We start from the raw sequence: 14,656 nt of genomic DNA on the forward strand, positions 1-14,656 counted from the left end.
ACGCAGACGGTGTCCCCCTCGCGGCATCCACAGGACCGGCGTACGGACCGAACGCACGTCCGGACGGCCGACCTAAACGTGCACGGCCAGCCGCAACCGTCGTTCGGTCCGTTCGTCCGCGCGCCTAGGCGAGCGAGCGGTAGAGGTCGACCGTGCGGGCCGCGATCGAGCCCCAGCTGAAGGACTCCTCGGCGCGCCGGCGTCCGGCCTCGCCGAAGGTACGCGCGCGGTCGGGGTCGCTGACGGCGTCGGTCAGGGCGGCGGCGAGGTCGGCGACGTACTGCTCGGGGTCGAGCGGCGTGCCGGTGCCGTCGGTGGCCTGCTCGATGGGGACCAGCCAGCCGGTCTCGCCGTGCACGACGACCTCCGGGATCCCTCCGGTCGCGGTCGCGACGACGGCGGTCTCGCAGGCCATCGCCTCGAGGTTGACGATGCCGAGCGGCTCGTAGATCGACGGGCAGGCGAAGACGGTCGCCGCGGTGAGCAGTGCGACGACGTCGTGCCGGGGGAGCATCTCGGCGATCCACACGACGCCGGACCGCGTGGCCGCGAGGTCGTCGACGAGCCCGCGGACCTCGGCCTCGATCTCCGGGGTGTCCGGCGCTCCCGCGCACAGGACGAGCTGGACGTCCTGCGGGAGCGCGGCGGCCGCGCGCAGGAACAGCGGCAGGCCCTTCTGGCGCGTGATCCGCCCGACGAAGATCACGCTCGGGCGGTCCGGGTCGACGCCGAGCTCCCGGACCCGGTCGGGGTCGGGCGCCGGCGACCACTGGGTCGTGTCGATGCCGTTGTGCACGACGTGGACCCGCTCGGGGTCGACGGACGGATAGCTGCGCAGGACGTCGTCGCGCATCGCCGCGCTGACGGCCACGATGCCCGCCGCACCCTCGTACGCCGTCCGCTCCACCCAGCTGGACAGGGCGTAGCCGCCGCCGAGCTGCTCGGCCTTCCACGGCCGCATCGGCTCGAGGGAGTGGGCGCTGACGACGTGGGGGATGTCGTGCATCAGTCCGGCGAGGTGACCGGCCATGTTGGCGTACCAGGTGTGGGAGTGGACGAGGTCCGCCCCGGCGCAGTCGTCGACCATCGCGAGGTCGACGCCGAGCGTGCGGATGGCGGCGTTGGCTCCGACCAGCGACTCGGGCTCGGCGTAGGCCGTCGTGCCGGCCTCCGACCGCGGCGCCCCGAAGCAGCGCACCCGGGCGTCCACGTCGGGCAGCACCCGCAGCGCACGGACGAGCTCGGCGACGTGCACGCCGGCGCCGCCGTAGACCTCCGGTGGGTACTCCTTGCTGAGGACGTCGATGCGCATGAGCCGAACGTAGCCTGAAGGGAGGTCGACCCGCGCCCCCGCGGAGGGCTAGTTTCGAGGCATGGCAGCCACGCCGAGTCGCAAGAAGGTCCTCGCCGTCGTCCTCGCAGGTGGTGAGGGCAAACGGTTGATGCCGCTCACCGCCGACCGGGCCAAGCCCGCGGTGCCGTTCGGGGGGATCTACCGGCTCATCGACTTCGCCCTGTCCAACGTCGTGAACTCCGGCTACCTCAAGGTCGTCGTGCTCACGCAGTACAAGTCGCACAGCCTCGACCGGCACGTCACCACGACGTGGCGGATGTCGAACCTGCTGGGCAACTACGTCACCCCGGTGCCGGCGCAGCAGCGCGTCGGCAAGCGGTGGTACCTCGGCAGCGCCGACGCGATCTACCAGTCGCTCAACCTGCTCACCGACGAGCAGCCCGACATCGTGGTCGTGGTCGGCGCCGACCACGTCTACCGCATGGACTTCTCCCAGATGGTCGCCGACCACGTCGAGTCCGGCGCCGGCTGCACCGTCGCCGCGATCCGCCAGCCGATCAGCCTCGCCGACCAGTTCGGCGTGATCGACGTCGACCCGGGCAACCCGCAGCGCATCCGTGCGTTCCTCGAGAAGCCCACCGACCCGGTCGGCCTGCCCGACGCACCGGACGAGGTGCTGGCCAGCATGGGCAACTACGTCTTCGACGCCGACGCCCTGCGCGACGCCGTGACCCGTGACGCCGAGGCCGAGCAGTCCAAGCACGACATGGGCGGCGACATCGTGCCGTGGTTCGTCGACAAGTCGGAGTCCGCGGTCTACGACTACAAGGACAACGAGGTCCCGGGCGCGACCGACCGCGACCGCGGCTACTGGCGCGACGTGGGGACGATGCGGTCCTACTACGCCGCCCAGATGGACCTGGTCTCGCCGCTGCCGGTGTTCAACCTCTACAACACCGCCTGGCCGATCTACACCAGCTACGGCCCGCACCCGCCGGCCAAGCTGGTCGAGGGCGCCAGCGGTGCGCAGGTGTCGACGTTCAACTCGATCCTGTCGCCCGGCGTCGTCGTCAGCGGCGGCACGGTCAACCAGTCCGTGCTCTCGCCCGCCGTGTGGGTCAAGGACGGCGCCGAGGTCTCCGACTCGGTGCTGATGGACGGGGTTCGCATCGGCGAGGGCGCCGTCGTGCGCAACGCGATCATCGACAAGGGCGTCGTCGTCCCGCCGGGCGTGCACATCGGGGTCGACCAGGAGGCCGACCGGGCCCGCGGGTTCGTCGTCGACGAGGGCCTGACGGTGCTCTCCAAGCAGCAGCCGGTGCCCGAGGGCTAGGGCAGGTCGGCGCGACGCCCGACGAGGAACTCCCGCTCGACGTCGTTGCGGCACGCCGCGATCGCCTGGTCGTACGCCGCCCGCGCCGCGTCGACGTCGCCGGTCCGCGCCAGCAGCTCGGCCCGCACGGCGACCGGGCGGTGGCTGTCGGGGATCTCGAGCCCCTCGAGGGCGTCCAGCCCGGCCGCGGCTCCGCGGTCCTCGGCGACGGCCACGGCACGGGCCAGCCGCGCCGACGGCGAGGGCGCGACCTGCAGCAGAAGGTCGTACCACTCGACGATGCGGTCCCAGCGGGTGTCGGCGGCGGTCGGCGCGGTGGCGTGCTCGGCCGCGATCCGCCCCTGCAGGACGTACGACGCCGCCAGCGGGCTCAGCGGTCCGGCGAGGCTCGGGTGGGCGAGGAGCCGGGTGGCCTCGGCGACCTCGTCGTGGTGCCACCGGGTGCGGTCCTGGTCGCTGAGCAGGACCAGGCGGCCGTCGCGGACGCGGGCGTCACGGCGCGAGTGCTGGAGCAGCATGAGCGCGAGCAGCGCGACCAGGGCCGGCTCCTCGGGGCGCAGGCCCAGCACCACCCTCACCAGCCGGATCGCCTCGCCCGACAGCTCGGCGCGCAGCAGGTCGGGCCCCGTGCCGGGGGAGTAGCCGGCGGTGAAGGCGAGGTAGGCGGTCTGCGCGACGATGTCGAGCCGCTCGGGCAGCACGGAGGAGTCGGGCACGGCGAAGGGGATGCCGGCGCCGACGATGCGCTTCTTGGCGCGGGTGATCCGGGCGGCCATGGTGGGCTCCGGCACGAGGAAGAGCCGCGCGATGTCGGCGGTGGGGACCCCGAGCACCAGCCGCAGGCTCAGCGCCCCGGCGGACTCCGGCGCGAGCGCCGGGTGGGCGCACATCAGCACCAGGCGGAGCACGTCGTCCTCGACGAGGCTGCCGGCGTCGGCCATCGTGCGCGCCCCTTCCTGGTGGTGCTCGGCGTCGGTGAGGAGGACGGGCAGCTTGCGACGCGCCACCTCCTCGGTGCGCAGCCGGTCGAGCACCCGTCGTCGCGCGGCGGTCATCAGCCAGGCGGCCGGGTTGTCCGGCACCCCGTCCTCGGGCCACCGGCGACTGGCCGACTCGACCGCGTCACCGAGGGCGTCCTCGACCAGGTCGAGCCGGCGGAACTGCGCCAGGAGCAGGGCCACGAGCCGGCCCCACTCCTGGCGCACGACCTGTTCGAGATCGGTCACCGGATCAGTACGGGTCCACGGCCGGCGAGATCTGGATGTCGTAGGCAGGGAGGATGCCGAGCAGCTCGACGAGCACGTCGAGGTCGGGGGCCTCGACGAGGTAGAAGCCACCCATCGCCTCGATCACCTCGGCGTACGGCCCCTCGGTGAGGCTGGTGCGTCCTCCGCGCGTGCGCACGGTGGTCGCGTGGCTCGGGCCGGCGAGGGCCTCACCGGCGAGGATCGTCACGCCCTCGCGCTCGCGGCAGGCCTCGTCGAACGCCTCGAACTGGCGCATGACCTCCTGCTGTTCCTCCTCGGTGTGGTCGGGCCATGCCTTCAGCTCGCCGTCTCCGATCAGCAGCACCAGGTACTTCACGATGCTGCCTCCTCGCCGGTGATCTTGCGGTGGACCTCCACGGCGTCTCCCGTGGTGGCGAGGATCCGGCACACCGCCATCAGGTCGTCGAGGTCGTCGGTCCGGACCTCGTAGTAGCCGCCGAGCTGCTCGGTGGTCTCGGTCCAGGGTCCGTCGGTGACGGTCTCCGCGTGGGGCGCGATGGACTTCGCCTCGGACGCACGCGGCAGCTCGGCCCCACCGATGATGGTGTGCCCGCGCCGCTCGAGCTCCTCGGTGAAGCGCCCGTGCACGTCGTAGGTGGCCTTCTTCTCCTCCTCGGGCGTGTCCCACCACGCCTCGGTGTCACCGAACAGCAGCACGATGTAGTCGGTCATGTCCGTCTCCTCACTCGGCCAGTCGTCGGAGCTCGATGTGCTCGCCACGACCCGCGAACCGCTCGCAGGCGGCGCGCAGGTCGGCCTCGTCGTCGGTCTCGACGAGGTAGAAGCCGACCACCTGCTCGGCCGTCTCCGAGAACGGACCGTCCGTCACGAGCGCCTCGCCGTCCGTGCCGGGGCGCATGGACGTGGCGCGGTCGGAGGCCTCGAGGGGACCGCCGACCACCAGCACGTGCCCTCCGGCGGAGAGGTCGCGGTGGAACTGCTCGTGCGACCGCTGCCCCTTCTCGTGGACCTCGGGCGGCAGCTCGGCCCACTCCGCCTCCGGAGCGGGCAGCAGGATCAGGTAGCGGCTCATCGTCGGTGAGCTCCTTCGGTTGTCGCGGACCGCAGGGCTGCGGCCTCACCCCTCTGACGGGTCCAGACTGCCGGAATCGACACGAGGACGGGGACTTTCTCGACGGGGCACGCCGGACCCACCAAGATGGGGCCCATGGCCACCCACGAGAGAGCAGGACAGCCCGCCCGCACCGAGGACCTGGTGGACGTCTCCCACCTCGTGACGGCCTACTTCGACCTGGAGCCCGACCCCGACGACGTCTCCCAGCAGGTCGCGTTCGGCACCAGCGGCCACCGCGGCACGTCGCTCACCACGTCCTTCAACGAGGTCCACATCGCCGCCACGACGCAGGCGATCTGCGACTACCGCAAGGAGCAGGGCTACGACGGACCGCTCTTCATCGGTCGCGACACCCATGCGCTGTCCGAGCCGGCGTGGGCCACCGCGCTGGAGGTCCTCGTCGCCAATGACGTCACCGTCCTGGTCGACGACCGCGACGGGTTCACCCCCACCCCGGCGGTCAGCCACGCGATCCTGCGCGCCAACCAGGGACGTACGTCGGGTGCGGGGCTCGCCGACGGCATCGTCGTCACGCCGTCGCACAACCCGCCGCAGGACGGCGGGTTCAAGTACAACCCGCCGCACGGCGGCCCGGCCGACTCCGACGCCACGAGCGTCATCGCCGCGCGTGCCAACGAGCTGATCCGCGGCAACATCGAGGGCGTACGACGCGTCGCCTTCGCCAAGGCTCGCGCCGCGGTCGGCGACTACGACTTCCTCGGGACCTACGTCGACGACCTGCCGACCGTCCTCGACCTCGACGCGATCCGCGACGCCGGCGTCCGGATCGGCGCCGACCCGCTGGGCGGGGCGAGCGTGGCCTACTGGGGCGAGATCGCCGAGCGGCACCGCCTCGACCTCTCGGTGGTCAACCCGCTGGTCGACCCGACGTGGCGGTTCATGACGCTCGACTGGGACGGCAAGATCCGGATGGACTGCTCGTCGCCCTACGCGATGGCCTCGCTGGTGGGCCGCAAGGACGAGTACGCCATCGCCACCGGCAACGACGCCGACGCCGACCGGCACGGGATCGTCACGCCCGACGCGGGCCTGATGAACCCCAACCACTTCCTCGCCGTGGCGATCGCGCACCTCTTCGGCGGGGCGCGCCCGGAGTGGCCGGGGACGGCGCGCATCGGCAAGACCCTCGTCTCGAGCTCGATGATCGACCGGGTGGCCGAGTCGATCGGCACGCCACTGGTCGAGGTGCCGGTCGGCTTCAAGTGGTTCGTGCCGGGCCTCATGGACGGCTCCTTCGGCTTCGGCGGGGAGGAGTCCGCCGGCGCCTCCTTCCTGCGCCGCGACGGCTCCACGTGGACGACCGACAAGGACGGCATCCTGCTGGCGCTGCTGGCCAGCGAGATCCTCGGTGCGACCGGTCGGACGCCGAGCGAGCACTATGCCGAGCTGGTCGCCCGCCACGGCGACCCGGCCTATGCCCGCATCGACGCGCCCGCCGACCGCGACCAGAAGGCCAAGCTCGCCGCGCTGTCGCCGGAGGACGTCACCGCCACGACGCTGGCGGGCGAGGACATCACCGGCAAGCTCACCGAGGCGCCGGGCAACGGCGCGAGGATCGGCGGCCTCAAGGTCACCACGGAGTCGGCGTGGTTCGCCGCCCGCCCGAGCGGCACCGAGGACGTCTACAAGATCTACGCCGAGTCGTTCCGCGGGCCCGACCACCTCGCGGAGGTCCAGGCCGAGGCCCGGGAGGTCGTGTCGGCCGCCCTAGCGTGACGCGCCGACCGGCCCCGCCTCGATCGGCTGGCGGGGTGCGTGCCAGTGGGGGCGGGCGTCGTCCTGTCGGGACGGCTGCTCGTCACCGTCGATCGACGCGCGGGAGAAGCTGACCGCGACGATCGAGTCGAGCCGCACGAGCACCTGGTTGCCGGCGCCGTCGTCGAGGATCACGCCGAGGCCGTCGGAGCCGACGACCGTGCCGTCCAGCCACGTCCCGGACACCAGGACCCGCACGGCGGAGCCCGCGTCCTTGGCGTGGCGCAGCAGCGTGCCGACGGTGAACAAGGTGCTCGACTGGCTGGACATGGACGGACCCCCCTGGCAGGACTTCCGGCGACCCTACGTCGCTCCCGCCGCCGCGCCGCGGGTGTTCGGGGAACCTTGACCGAACGTCCGTTCTCGCCTGGCCCGTCTGGACCACTGCCCATCAGCCGATCGGCGTCGCGCGCTCCACGACCTGCCGCAGCGAGCCGCTGGTCAGCATCCCGAACGTCCCGCCGTACGACCCCCCGAACCGGCTGCCGCAGAACGCGTCGGCCACCTCGGGCGGGGCGAACCGGACCAGCAGCGAGCCCTGGAGGCACGCCGCCATGTGGCCGGCCAGCCGGCGCGCACCCGCCTCGGGGCCGCCTCCGGTCGCACCGGCCTCGCCGAGCAGGGCGAGCGTGTCGTCGACCGCCCGGTCCAGCCGGCTGTCGCCGCCGCGGGCCGCGCCGACCTCGGTGATCCAGGCCTGCAGTACCTCCGGCTCCCGGCCGAGGGCGCGCAGCACGTCGAGCGCGTTGACGTTGCCCGAGCCCTCCCAGATCGAGTTGAGCGGGGACTCGCGGAACAGCAGCGGCAGCCCGGAGTCCTCGACGTAGCCGTTGCCGCCGAGGCACTCGAGCGCCTCGGCGACCATCGCCGGGGTGCGCTTGCAGACCCAGAACTTGGCGAGGGGAAGGGCGACGCGGCGCAGGGCCACCTCGTGCGGGTCACCGGGGCGGTCTACGGCGGCGGCCAGCCGCATCGCGAGCGCGGTGGCGGCCTCCGACTCCACGGCGAGGTCGGCCACGACGTTCTGCATGAGCGGCTTGTCGACGAGCAGGCCGCCGAACGCAGAGCGGTGGCCGACGTGCCAGGAGGCCTCCGCCAGCGCGTGCCGCATGAGCGAGGCGGAGCCGATCACGCAGTCGAGCCGCGTCGCGGCGACCATCTCGATGATCGTGCGCACGCCGCGTCCCTCGTCGCCGAGGCGCTGGGCCAGGGTGCCGTCGAGCTCGAGCTCGCCGGAGGCGTTGGAGCGGTTGCCGAGCTTGTCCTTGAGCCGGACGACGTCGATCCGGTTGCGGGTGCCGTCGGCGAGGACGCGCGGCACCACGAAGCAGGTCAGGCCGCCGTCGGCCTGGGCGAGGACGAGGAACACGTCGTTCATCGGGGCCGAGGTGAACCACTTGTGGCCGTGGAGCGTGTACCACCCGTCCTCGGCGGTCGGGACCGCGCGCGTCTGGTTGGCGCGCACGTCCGAGCCGCCCTGCTTCTCCGTCATGCCCATGCCGGCCAGGGCGCCGACCTTCTCCGACCTCGGCCGCACGCCGGGGTCGTAGGAGCGCGCCGCCAGCAGCGGCGTCCACTCCTCGGCGATCGCGTCGTCGGCCCGCAGCGCGGGCACCGCGGCGTACGTCATCGAGATCGGGCAGCCGTGCCCCGGCTCGGTCTGCGACCAGGCGAAGAATCCCGCCGCGCGGCGCAGGTGGGCGTGCGGGTCGCCGCCCTCCTGCTGCTCCCACGGCGCCGCCTGCAGGCCGTGGCCCACCGCGCGCTGCATCAGCCAGTGCCAGGAGGGGTGGAACTCCACCTCGTCGATGCGGGTGCCCCAGCGGTCGTACGGCGTCAGCTCGGGGTGGTGGCGGTTGGCGAGCATGCCGTGCTCGCGCGCCTCCGCTGACCCGGCCTCGGCCCCCAGCGCGACGAGGTCGTCGACGACCTCCGGTGACCCGTGCCGGGCGACGGCCTCGGTGAGGGCGAGGTCGGACGTGACGACGTTGTGCCCGACGAGGGCGGGCGCCTGGTTGGTGGCCGTGCGCGGGTCGGTCATGGCGCCCACCGTAGGCGGTGGCGCCGACCCGGGGGGAGTGACATCACCCACGCGTCGCGGCGGGGGACCCGCGGCCGGGCTGCGGTCGTTCGGGAGTGCTGCTCGATAGCGTGGGCGCATGGTCGAGGCGAGCGAGGAGGAGCCCGCCCCGCGGCGGGCGGAGGTCCTCGCGCGCCGCTGGAGCGAGCACCTGTGGCGCATCATCGTCACGTCCGTCGGCTCGTGCCTACGGCACCGGGTGACCGGCCTGGCCGCGGAGGCGGCGTTCTTCGCGGTGCTGTCGGTGCCGCCGCTGGTCTTCGCCCTCGCGGGGGCGATCGGCTTCGTCAGCGACCGGTTCACCGACACGCAGATCGAGGACGTCAGCAACGCGGTGCTCGAGATCTCGCGCCAGGCGCTCACCGACCGGGCGGTCGACCGGATCATCGAGCCGACCATCAACGAGGTGCTGACCGGCGGTCGCTACGACGTCATCTCGATCGGCTTCATCCTCGCCCTGTGGTCGGGCTCGCGCGCGCTCAACGTCTTCGTCGACACGATCACGATCATGCACGGGCTCGGCGGGCACCGCGGGATCGTCGCCACGCGGGCCCTGTCCTTCGTGCTCTACGTCCTCGCCATGGTCACCGGTGCCGTGAGCCTGCCGCTCGTGGTGGCCGGGCCCTCGCTCGTCGACCGGCTGCTCCCGCCGCGGCTCGACGTCCTCAACAACCTCTACTGGCCGGTCGTCCTGCTGGTGTGCATCTGCTTCCTCGCCACGCTCTACCACGTGTCCGTGCCGGTGCGGACGAACTGGAGCTTCAACCTCCCCGGCGCCACCTTCGCCCTCTTCTGCTGGATCGCGGGGTCCTACGTGCTGCGCTGGGTGCTGACGGTGACCGCCGCGGAGTCGCGCTCGATCTACGGCCCGCTGGCCGCGCCGATCGCCGTCCTCTTGTGGCTCTACCTCCTCGCCCTCGCCGTGCTCATCGGGGCGGCGGTCAACGCCGCCTTCGACACGGTCTTCCCGCAGAAGAACACGACGCGCGCCCGGATGGAGCTGGTGCAGCGCCTGCGGGAGCGGATCAGCGTGCGAGACTCCTGACCGTGCAAGCGCCCAGCAACCACCCCAGCGTGGGACGGGTCTCCCTGCCCGACCGGGTGCGGTCGCCGTGGTGGGAGCTCGGGCGCCGGCTGCTGCTGGCGATGGCGATCCTCGTCGGCACGGTGCTCCTGGTCTTCTTCGACCGCGAGGGCTACCGCGACGGCAACGACCCGACCAACACGATCACGCTGCTCGACGCGTTCTACTACACGACCGTCACGCTCAGCACGACCGGCTACGGCGACATCGCCCCCGTCTCGCCCCAGGCCCGGCTGGTCAACGCGCTGGTGATCACGCCCGCGCGCATCGCCTTCCTGGTCCTGCTGATCGGCACCACCCTGGAGGTCCTCGCCTCCCAGGGACGCGAGATGTTCCGGGTCGCCCGGTGGAGGAAGAAGATGGACCAGCACGTCGTCGTCGTCGGCTACGGCACCAAGGGCCGCAGCGCGATCGACACCCTCGTGAGCAACGGCTACGACCGCGACAGCATCGTGGTGGTCGACCCCGGGGTGGTCGCCATGGAGGAGGCCAACCGCGACCAGCTCGTCGGCATCGCCGGCGACGCCACCCGGCGCGGCGTGCTGCGGCAGGCCGGCGTGGAGAAGGCCACCCACGTCATCATCACCACCGACCGCGACGACTCCAACGTGCTCGTCACCCTCACGGTCCGCCAGCTCAACCCCGACGCCTGGATCGTGGCGTCGGTGCGCGAGCAGGAGAACGTGCCCCTCATGCGGCAGTCCGGCGCCAACTCGGTCATCACCTCCTCCGACGCGGTCGGCCGCCTCCTCGGGCTCTCCTCCATGTCGCCGATGCTCGGCTCGGTGATGGAGGACCTGATGACCTACGGCGAGGGCCTCGAGGTCGCCGAGCGCGACCTGCTGGTCAACGAGGTCGGCAAGCAGCCGCAGTCGCTGCCGGACCAGGTGATCGCGGTGATCCGCGACGAGAAGGTCTACCGCTACTTCGACCCGGTGGTCTCGCTGCTCGCGCGCGGCGACCGGCTCATCGTCGTACGCCCTGCCAAGGAGCTGCCGTGGGCGCCCCGACCGGGCACCCACGGCGAGGACCTGGCCGACGACGAGGACTGAGGAACCACGCTCCGTGATCGCCTCCCACGCCCATCGCTTCGTCTTCATCAAGACCCGCAAGACCGCTGGCACCAGCCTCGAGATCGCGCTGTCGCGGCACTGCGGACCCGACGACATAGTCACCCGGATCAGCCCGGCCGACGAGGAGCTGCGCGCGGCCGCCGGGGGAGTGGGCCCGCAGAACGACGACACCTCGCCCAGCTCGTACGCCCACATGGGCGCCCGCCGCGTCATCGACGTCATCGGCCGCGAGACGTGGGACGCCTTCTTCACCTTCGCTGTCGAGCGCAACCCCTACGACGTCGTCGCGTCCTCCTACCGCTACAGCGCCCGCAAGCCGAGCTTTACCAAGACGTTCGCCGAGTTCGTCCGCACGCCGAAGCGGATGGAGCGGCTCGCGCTCAACGAGCGGCTCTACCGGCTCGGCGGTCGCGTGGTCGTCGACCGGGTCTACCGCTACGAGGACCTGCCCGCCGCGGTCGAGGACGTCTCGGCCCGCCTCGGCGTGCCCCTCGACCTCCCGCACGCCAAGCAGGGGAGCGGCCCGCACTACCGCGAGCTCTACGGCACGGGTGACGCCGAGATCGTGGCGCAGCGCTTCGCCCGCACCATCCGCGAGTTCGGCTACGAGTTCTGAGGGTCAGGTCCCGGCCGGCTGCCCGGGCTGCTGGCGACTCCCCCTCCTCATGCGAGCGCGAGGTCGACGAGCAGGTCGGCGTGGGCGACCGCCGAGTCGATGACCGGCAGCGGTGCGTCCTCGGGGCCGACGAGGAGCCCGATCTCGGTGCAGGCGAGCACGACCGCGTCCGCGCCGCGGTCCGCGAGGTCGCGCATGACCTCGACGTACGCCTCGCGCGACGACGGCAGGAAGATGCCCTGGGTGATCTCGTCGAACACCACCCGGTCGACGAGCTCGCGACCGGCGGCGTCGGGGACGACCACGGAGATGCCGTGGCCGGCGAGACGGTCGGCGTAGAACGTCTCCTCCATCACCCACGTGGCGCCGAGGAGGCCGAGCGTCGTCCAGCCCTCGCGTGCGGCGACGGCTGCGACCGCGTCGGCGATGTGGACGGCGGGCCCCTCGGCCGCGGACTCGAGCGCGGCGAAGTTCTTGTGCATGAGGTTGGTGCACAGCGCGACGAGGTCCGCACCGCCCGCCTCGCAGCGGCGCGTCGCGTCGGCCAGCAGCCGTGCCGAGCCGTCCCAGTCACCGCGCAGCTGGCAGTCGCGCACCTCGGCGAAGTCGAGCGACTGCAGCGAGATCCGGGCCGACGCGTGCCCGCCCAGGCGGGCGGCGACCTGCTCGTTGATGAGCCGGTAGTAGGTCGCGGTCGAGTGCCAGGACATGCCTCCGACGAGGCCGATCGTCTTCATGGCTCCATGGTGGTCGACCGGCGGGCTCAAAGGAACCCCCGTTCTCCTTGGGCGTCCCATAAGCGATGCTAGGCCCATGAGCCTTGATCCCCGACGTGTCCTGATCTTCCGCGAGGTGGCCCGGCAGGGATCGATCAGCGCCGCCGCCCGGGCGCTCGGGTGGACCCAGCCCGCCGTCAGCCAGCACCTCGCCCGGATCGAGCGGGACGTCGGAGGGCCCCTGCTCCTGCGCGGGCCCGGCGGGGCGACCCCGACCGAGGCCGGGGTGGCGCTCCTCCGCCGTGCCGACGTCCTCGCCGCCGAGCTGCACGCCGCCGAGGAGGAGCTCGCCGCCCTCACCCAGCTGCGGGCGGGGCGGGTCCGGCTCACGGCCTTCCCGTCCGCCGCAGCCACCCTGGTGCCCGAGGCCATCGGCGCGCTCGCAGTCGACCATCCCGAGATCGAGGTCGGCCTCGACGAGGCGGAGCCGCCCGAGGCGATGGCCGCCGTCGCGGCGGGGGACTCCGACCTCGCCCTCGTCTTCGGGTACGACGGCCCGCCGGAGGCCATGGGCCTGCTGACCTGGCAGCCCCTGCTCGACGAGCCGGTGCACCTCGTCGTGCCACCCGGCTGGCGGGGACCCGGGCGGCGTGGCCTCGCGGCCCTGGCCGACGCGGACTGGATAGGCGGCTGCGTGCGCTGCCGCAGCCACCTCGTCGCCTGCTGCCAGGCGGCCGGCTTCTCCCCGACGCTGCGGCACACGACCGACGACTACGTCGTGGTGCAGAACCTCGTGGCCCGCGGGCTGGGGGTCACGGTGCTCCCCGCCTCCGCCCTCGTCGCCTACCGCCACCCCGACGTGCGCGTGGTCGATCTCCCCGCGCTCGGACGCCGCCACATCGGCCTCGCCCACCGCCACGGCGCCGAGGCCGTCCCCGCCACCGCGGCCTTGATCGACCGGATGCGTGAGGTGGTCGCCACGGCGGAGCGACGGTGACTCCTCAGCCCGGGCGCCGACACCCGCGACACGCGCGTGGTCTCGCCCTAGGCTCGTGAGGATGGTGGACAACGTGCTGTGGATCATCACCGACGACCAGATGCGCTGGACGCTGAGCAGGATGCCCAGGACGCGGAAGCGGCTCGTGGGCAAGGGCGCGGAGTTCAGCCGCGGCTATGCCGCAGTCCCGCTCTGCGGTCCGGCACGCGCCTCCATCCTGACGAGTCGCTACCCCCACGACCACGGCTGCCTCACCAACGCGACCCACACGCGGTTCGTCGCGCAGCGCCACGACCGCGACACCGTCGCCACGCGGATGCGGGCTGCCGGCTACGACACGGGCTACTTCGGCAAGTACATGAACGGCATGGGCCGCGACGCCACGTACGTCGCCCCCGGGTGGGGTCGCTGGGTGGGCTCGTCGGTGGGTAACCGGGAGACGGTCAACGTCGACGGAGAGCTGCGCGAGCTGGCGAGCCGCCAGGCGGTGGAGCGGTTCGCCTACAGGAAGCTCCGGCGCTTCGTCAGGCGCCACCGGGACACCGGGCCCTGGTTCGCGGTGTGGGGGCCGACGGCGCCGCACGCGCCGTACACACCGTCGCCCGCGCACCGCCACGACTTCGACGACGTGCAGTGGGACCCGCCCGCCCTCAACGAGGCCGACCTGTCCGACAAGCCCACCTGGATGCGCGACCTGCCGCCGCAGGAGCGGGCGGAGATGCGCCGGCTGCTCGAGGGGAAGCTCGAGGAGCTCCAGGACCTCGACGACCAGATCGGCCGGCTGCTCGCGCTGCTGAGGAAGACCGGTCAGCTGAGGCGGACCTGGATCTTCCTCGTCTCCGACAACGGCTACCTGCTCGGCGAGCACCGCCTGGTCCACAAGGAGCAGCCCTACGAGGAGTCGAGCGGCATCCCGTACGTCGTCCGCGGCCCCGGCGTCAGGCCCGGCACCCGACGCGCGCTCGTCTCGCAGGTCGACCTGATGCCGACCACCCTCGACATCGCCGGCCTCGATCCCGACGCCGGCCGGGACCTGTCGGGGCGCTCGATGCTGCAGCCGCTGCGCACCGGCGACTGGGGGCGTTGGCGACGCCGCCTCCTGGTCGAGAACCCCGACCTGGGGTGGGCGATGCTGCGGGAGGGGTCCACCGCCTACATCGAGCACCACGAGCGCGGGGAGTGGGAGCTCTACGACCTGGAGTCCGATCCCCACCAGCTCGAGAGCCGCAGGGGAGCCGACGTGACCGACGTGTCCCGGCGGTTGACGCTGCTCCGGCAGGCGCGGGGGAAGGAGCTGCGCGCGCGAGAGGTGTAGTCCCTCGGCAACCCGGCCGTCCGGCCGGA

Annotated in this window: 15 protein-coding genes; 7 read left to right on the forward strand and 8 right to left on the reverse strand. The window is 72.5% G+C overall.

Annotation, left to right across the window (positions count from 1 at the left end; translation table 11 throughout):
• Positions 1-124: 124 nt before the first annotated feature.
• The gene (glgA, locus tag SHK17_RS08900) at positions 125-1,312 is read right to left on the reverse strand and encodes a glycogen synthase (protein WP_322424059.1); all 1,188 of its coding nucleotides are present in this window, start codon (positions 1,310-1,312) and stop codon (positions 125-127) included.
• Between the two features lie 61 nt (positions 1,313-1,373).
• Here glgA and glgC point away from each other — a divergent pair, with 61 nt between their 5' ends.
• Positions 1,374-2,627 (forward strand): glucose-1-phosphate adenylyltransferase, encoded by a 1,254-nt coding sequence (gene glgC, locus SHK17_RS08905; protein WP_322921801.1) that lies wholly within the window; start codon positions 1,374-1,376, stop codon positions 2,625-2,627.
• Here glgC and SHK17_RS08910 read toward each other — a convergent pair.
• Genes SHK17_RS08910 through SHK17_RS08925 form a run of 4 tightly spaced genes read right to left on the reverse strand, consistent with a single transcriptional unit; the run spans position 2,624 to position 4,928 of the window.
• Complete coding sequence (locus SHK17_RS08910; protein ID WP_322921802.1) at positions 2,624-3,853, reverse strand: RNA polymerase sigma factor; 1,230 nt, start codon at positions 3,851-3,853, stop codon at positions 2,624-2,626. The two genes, glgC and SHK17_RS08910, sit on opposite strands and share 4 nt — an antisense overlap.
• A 4-nt stretch (positions 3,854-3,857) precedes the next feature.
• Positions 3,858-4,211, reverse strand: coding sequence for a YciI family protein (locus tag SHK17_RS08915; RefSeq protein ID WP_322921803.1), 354 nt, complete (start codon positions 4,209-4,211; stop codon positions 3,858-3,860).
• Positions 4,208-4,567 carry a YciI family protein gene (locus tag SHK17_RS08920; protein ID WP_172272985.1) on the reverse strand — a complete coding sequence of 120 codons (360 nt, stop codon included), beginning with the start codon at positions 4,565-4,567 and terminating at the stop codon, positions 4,208-4,210. Before SHK17_RS08920 ends, SHK17_RS08915 begins: the two co-directional genes overlap by 4 nt.
• A gap of 10 nt (positions 4,568-4,577) precedes the next feature.
• Complete coding sequence (locus SHK17_RS08925) at positions 4,578-4,928, reverse strand: YciI family protein (RefSeq protein ID WP_322921804.1); 351 nt, start codon at positions 4,926-4,928, stop codon at positions 4,578-4,580.
• Between the two features lie 135 nt (positions 4,929-5,063).
• Between SHK17_RS08925 and pgm the strand changes: the two genes are divergently transcribed.
• Positions 5,064-6,707, forward strand: a complete 1,644-nt coding sequence (pgm, locus tag SHK17_RS08930; protein ID WP_322921805.1) for a phosphoglucomutase (alpha-D-glucose-1,6-bisphosphate-dependent) — start codon at positions 5,064-5,066, stop codon at positions 6,705-6,707.
• Here pgm and SHK17_RS08935 read toward each other — a convergent pair.
• A complete protein-coding gene (locus tag SHK17_RS08935) occupies positions 6,699-7,016 on the reverse strand; it encodes a hypothetical protein (protein ID WP_172272976.1) in 318 nt (105 codons plus the stop codon). The genes pgm and SHK17_RS08935 overlap by 9 nt on opposite strands.
• Before the next feature lie 121 nt (positions 7,017-7,137).
• The gene (locus SHK17_RS08940; protein ID WP_322921807.1) at positions 7,138-8,787 is read right to left on the reverse strand and encodes an acyl-CoA dehydrogenase family protein; all 1,650 of its coding nucleotides are present in this window, start codon (positions 8,785-8,787) and stop codon (positions 7,138-7,140) included.
• Positions 8,788-8,905: 118 nt separating this feature from the next.
• On the opposite strand from SHK17_RS08940, the gene SHK17_RS08945 reads away from it, so the two are divergent.
• From SHK17_RS08945 to SHK17_RS08955, 3 genes are read left to right on the forward strand one after another with little or no spacing between them, the layout of a single operon-like run.
• Positions 8,906-9,871, forward strand: a complete 966-nt coding sequence (locus SHK17_RS08945; protein WP_172272971.1) for a YihY/virulence factor BrkB family protein — start codon at positions 8,906-8,908, stop codon at positions 9,869-9,871.
• Between the two features lie 2 nt (positions 9,872-9,873).
• Positions 9,874-10,962, forward strand: a complete 1,089-nt coding sequence (locus SHK17_RS08950) for a potassium channel family protein (protein WP_322424065.1) — start codon at positions 9,874-9,876, stop codon at positions 10,960-10,962.
• 13 nt (positions 10,963-10,975) lie between these two features.
• Positions 10,976-11,599, forward strand: coding sequence for a hypothetical protein (locus SHK17_RS08955; RefSeq protein ID WP_322921808.1), 624 nt, complete (start codon positions 10,976-10,978; stop codon positions 11,597-11,599).
• Between the two features lie 47 nt (positions 11,600-11,646).
• Here SHK17_RS08955 and SHK17_RS08960 read toward each other — a convergent pair whose 3' ends face one another.
• Positions 11,647-12,336, reverse strand: coding sequence for an aspartate/glutamate racemase family protein (locus SHK17_RS08960; protein WP_322921809.1), 690 nt, complete (start codon positions 12,334-12,336; stop codon positions 11,647-11,649).
• 76 nt (positions 12,337-12,412) lie between these two features.
• Here SHK17_RS08960 and SHK17_RS08965 point away from each other — a divergent pair, with 76 nt between their 5' ends.
• Both SHK17_RS08965 and SHK17_RS08970 read left to right on the forward strand, forming a co-directional pair.
• Entirely contained in the window at positions 12,413-13,312 is a 900-nt protein-coding gene (locus SHK17_RS08965; RefSeq protein WP_322921810.1) for a LysR family transcriptional regulator, read from the forward strand.
• A 61-nt stretch (positions 13,313-13,373) separates the two neighbouring features.
• On the forward strand, positions 13,374-14,627 hold the full coding sequence (locus SHK17_RS08970; RefSeq protein ID WP_322424068.1) for a sulfatase-like hydrolase/transferase: 1,254 nt from the start codon (positions 13,374-13,376) through the stop codon (positions 14,625-14,627).
• Positions 14,628-14,656: the final 29 nt, after the last annotated feature.

The sequence above is a fragment of the Nocardioides renjunii genome (assembly GCF_034661175.1).
Taxonomy (GTDB): domain Bacteria; phylum Actinomycetota; class Actinomycetes; order Propionibacteriales; family Nocardioidaceae; genus Nocardioides; species Nocardioides renjunii.

Bases quoted from the DNA above. Each gene is read 5' to 3' on its own strand.
- SHK17_RS08960 (WP_322921809.1), bottom strand. From the start codon at position 12,336: ATGAAGACGATCGGCCTCGTCGGAGGCATGTCCTGGCACTCGACCGCG.
- SHK17_RS08935 (WP_172272976.1), bottom strand. From the start codon at position 7,016: ATGTCCAGCCAGTCGAGCACCTTGTTCACCGTCGGCACGCTGCTGCGC.
- SHK17_RS08940 (WP_322921807.1), bottom strand. From the start codon at position 8,787: ATGACCGACCCGCGCACGGCCACCAACCAGGCGCCCGCCCTCGTCGGG.
- glgA (WP_322424059.1), bottom strand. From the start codon at position 1,312: ATGCGCATCGACGTCCTCAGCAAGGAGTACCCACCGGAGGTCTACGGC.
- SHK17_RS08945 (WP_172272971.1), top strand. From the start codon at position 8,906: ATGGTCGAGGCGAGCGAGGAGGAGCCCGCCCCGCGGCGGGCGGAGGTC.
- glgC (WP_322921801.1), top strand. From the start codon at position 1,374: ATGGCAGCCACGCCGAGTCGCAAGAAGGTCCTCGCCGTCGTCCTCGCA.
- SHK17_RS08965 (WP_322921810.1), top strand. From the start codon at position 12,413: ATGAGCCTTGATCCCCGACGTGTCCTGATCTTCCGCGAGGTGGCCCGG.
- SHK17_RS08920 (WP_172272985.1), bottom strand. From the start codon at position 4,567: ATGACCGACTACATCGTGCTGCTGTTCGGTGACACCGAGGCGTGGTGG.
- SHK17_RS08925 (WP_322921804.1), bottom strand. From the start codon at position 4,928: ATGAGCCGCTACCTGATCCTGCTGCCCGCTCCGGAGGCGGAGTGGGCC.
- SHK17_RS08970 (WP_322424068.1), top strand. From the start codon at position 13,374: ATGGTGGACAACGTGCTGTGGATCATCACCGACGACCAGATGCGCTGG.
- pgm (WP_322921805.1), top strand. From the start codon at position 5,064: ATGGCCACCCACGAGAGAGCAGGACAGCCCGCCCGCACCGAGGACCTG.